This is a genomic window from Actinoplanes sp. NPDC048791 (genome assembly GCF_040650095.1).
Lineage (GTDB): Bacteria > Actinomycetota > Actinomycetes > Mycobacteriales > Micromonosporaceae > Actinoplanes.
Genome location: NZ_JBEZGQ010000939.1, coordinates 1 through 3,274, shown reverse-complemented (window position 1 = coordinate 3,274; position 3,274 = coordinate 1). Strand labels below are relative to the sequence as shown.

Below are 3,274 nucleotides of genomic sequence, written 5' to 3'. Positions count from 1 at the left end.
CGCCGGGCAGGACGGGCGTCAGGGCCCGCATCGCGTCGTCGACCCGGCGTTGCTCGTCCAGGGACCGGATCCGGACGTCCACCGCGACGCGGGCGCCGGCCGGCACGGTGTTGGTCGTCGTGCCCGCGCGGGCCAGGGTCGGTGTCACAGTGGTGCCTGCTTCCGGGTCCGCGAGGGCCGCGATACGCAGCACCTGGTGGGCCAGTTCGACGGTGGCGTTGACGCCCTGCTCCGGGGCCAGCCCGGCGTGGGCGGCGCGCCCGGCAACGATCAGCTCGTAGATCGAGACGCCCTTGCGTTCGGTCTTCAGCCCTCCCCCGTCGGCCGCCGCCTCCAGCACCAGCGCCGCGCCGGTGGCCCGCGCCTCGGCCTCGATGAGCGGACGCGAGCTGGGCGAACCCAGCTCCTCGTCGCCGGTCACGAGCAGGGTGATGCCGTCGCGGTGGGGCTGCGCGGCGATCGCGTGGAAGGCCATGGCGACCCCCGTTTTCATGTCCAGGCAGCCGGGTCCGCGCAGCACTCCGGCAGTGACGCCGTACGGGATGGTGGCGAGCGTCCCGATCGGCCAGACCGTGTCGTGATGGCCGACCACCAGCACCCGCGACGGCCCGGCGCCGAACCGCCAGCGCAGGTGGGTACGCCCGTCGAGCACGATGCGCTCCGGCTGCGCACCCAGGCGCGCGGCGCCGACGCGGGCGACCACCTCGGCGCTACGGGCGACGGCGTCGAGGTCGGTCGACGGTGACTCGCACTCGACGAGCGCCCGGGTGTCGGCCAGCAGGGAGTCCAGCATCTCAGTCCACCCGCGGGGTGGCTCGGGCACCGAAGTGGACGTACCGCTCGCCCGAGTCCAGCTCGTAGAAGGTCACCGGATACCAGCTCGTGCGCTGCGCGGGTGCGGTCAGGAACAGGGCGGGACCGATCGGGACCAGCGGCTGCACCTCGACCGGATCCGGCACGAGCGCGGCCAGCGGCCCGGTGAGCGTCGTCCGCATCCGTGGCCCCTCGTCACCCTCGCCGGCCAGCACCTCGATACGGACCGACGCCCGCTCGTACGTGCCGACGTACGGGGTGATGTCGACCTCCACGGGCTCCTCCGGCGGGGTGATCGAGGCCGGCATCGCCACTCCGGCGAGTTCGGCGAACACCTCGGTGAACAGGTCCTGGTACAGGTCGCGGGCGCTCTCCCTGTTGGTCAGCAGCGTGACCGCCAGCCCCTGCTCGGGCAGCAGGCGCAGGAAGGCGGCCTGGCCGATGGTGTTGCCGTCGTGCCCGATCAGCCGGTGGCCGTCCCAGCCGAAGCGGATCCAGCCGAGTCCCCAGGAGTCGCCGAGCGAGAGCTTGTCCGGCAGGTCGGCCTGATGCTCGGCCATGGCCGTCACCGATTCCGCGGCGAGCAGCTGCTCGTCACCGGCGGTACGGCCGCCGGTCAGGTGCAGCCGGGCGAAGGCGAGCACGTCGGCCGCGTTGGCGCTGATCAGGCCGGCAGGTCCGATCGAGCGGGGCAGGTGCCAGACGGGCGCGGCAGCGATCTGTCCCTCGTGCTCGACGTGACCGCCGGCGACCGGGTGCAGCAGCACGTCCTCGGGCAGGGTGGCCGTCGCGGTCAGGCCGAGCGGGGTGACCAGCCGCTCCCGCATCACCTGGTCCCAGCTCTGACCGGTGACCTCCTCCAGGATGCGGCCGAGCACGCTGTAACCGGCGTTGCAGTAGGACCAGGTGACGCCGAGCGGGTGGTTCTGGGTCTGGTCGGCCAGCAGCTCCACGTAGCGCTGGATGCAGTCGTCGCCCCGGCCGGTGTCGGTGAAGACGTCGCCGTCGATGCCGCTGGTGTGGGTGAGCAGGTGGCGTACGGTCACCCGGGCCGCCACGCCGGGGTCGGCGAGCCGGAAGCCGGGCAGCAGCTCGCTCACCGGGGTGTCCAGGCTGAGCCGGCCCTCGTCGGCGAGCTGCATGATCGCCGTGGCGGTCCACACCTTGGTCACCGAGCCGATCTGGAACAGCGCGTCGGGCGTCACCGGGTGGCCGCTGCCGGTGTCGAGCACCCCGGCGCAGACCTCGAGGTGCTCGTCCGGGGACCGCGGGTCGGTGGCCAGCCGCAGGATGCCGAGCTGGGCCCCGGGTACGCCGTGACGCTCGGCCAGCGCGGCGAGGCGCCGCTGCCAGTGGGCGGCGTCGAGGGCCGGCCGGCCGCCGCGGCGGGTGTGCTGCTCCAGCCAGTCCACGACGCGACGGTTGTAGTCGACGCGTTGCGACGGCGGCCCGGCCAGGATGAACGCGTGCGAGGCGCCCGGGTAGAGCACCAGCCGGGTCGGCACGCCCCGCTGCCGCAAGGCGGTGTGCCACTGCTGCGCCTGACCAACGGGGCAGGTGAGGTCGTCGGCGCCGTGCAGCAGCAGGGTCGGGGTACGCACGTCGGCGACGCGGGACAGGGGTGACATGTCGGCGTACCGCTTCGGGTCCTGCCAGGGCTGGCCGCCCAGCTCGTACGCGCTCAGGAACTGCCCGTCGTCGCAGGTGCCGGCCATGCTGACCAGGTCGGCCACCGTCCCACCGGCGACCGCGGCCACGAACCGGTCGTCGTGCCCGGTCAGCCAGCAGGTCATGTACCCGCCGTAGCTGTATCCGGTGACGGCCAGCCGCGCCGGGTCGGCGACCCCCTCGGCGACCAGCGCGTCGATCGGCTCCAGCAGGTCAGCCGCGTCGGCTACTCCCCAGGCGCCGTTGACCCCGTCGTAGAAGCCCTCGCCGTAGCCGTCGCTGCCGCGCGGGTTGACCAGCAGCACCACCCAGCCGCGGCGGGCGAGTTCCTGGTGGTAGAGGTGGACCTCGTCGGCCGCGCCGTTCCACGCGTTGTGCGGCCCGCCGTGGATGTCGAGCAGCAGCGGCCGCGGTCCCGGTGCGTCGCCGTCGCGGATCAGCCACGCCTGCACGCTGCGGCCGTCGGAGATCGTGAAGGAGCGCTCCTCGCGAGGGACGAGAGCGACGTCGGCACCGTGCCGGGTCAGCACCCGCTCGCCGCCGCCGGACAGGTCCACCACCGCGATCTCGCCGAACGAGTCCGCCGTGGACAGGACGAAGGCGGCGAGGTCCCGCCGGACGGAGAGGCCGTCGACGACGCGGCCGGCGCCGTCGACGACCGCCCGCGGGTCCGTGCCGTCGGGCGCCACCGACCACAGGTGCGAGCAGCCCTGGTCGCGGACGCAGAACAGCACCCGTCCGTCGTGTTCCTGGGGCAGGCCGCCCGGGTAGGCCAGGCCGCCCGGCATGACGT

General features: G+C 73.8%; 2 protein-coding genes. Both read right to left on the bottom strand.

All coding sequences use genetic code 11. The features are described from left to right. Positions 1-793 (bottom strand): M20/M25/M40 family metallo-hydrolase (locus AB0C29_RS40090; protein WP_360832081.1); only part of this gene is annotated, 793 nt, incomplete at its 3' end. A 1-nt stretch (position 794) separates the two neighbouring features. Further along, positions 795-3,274 (bottom strand): serine hydrolase (locus AB0C29_RS40085; RefSeq protein ID WP_360832079.1); only part of this gene is annotated, 2,480 nt, incomplete at its 5' end.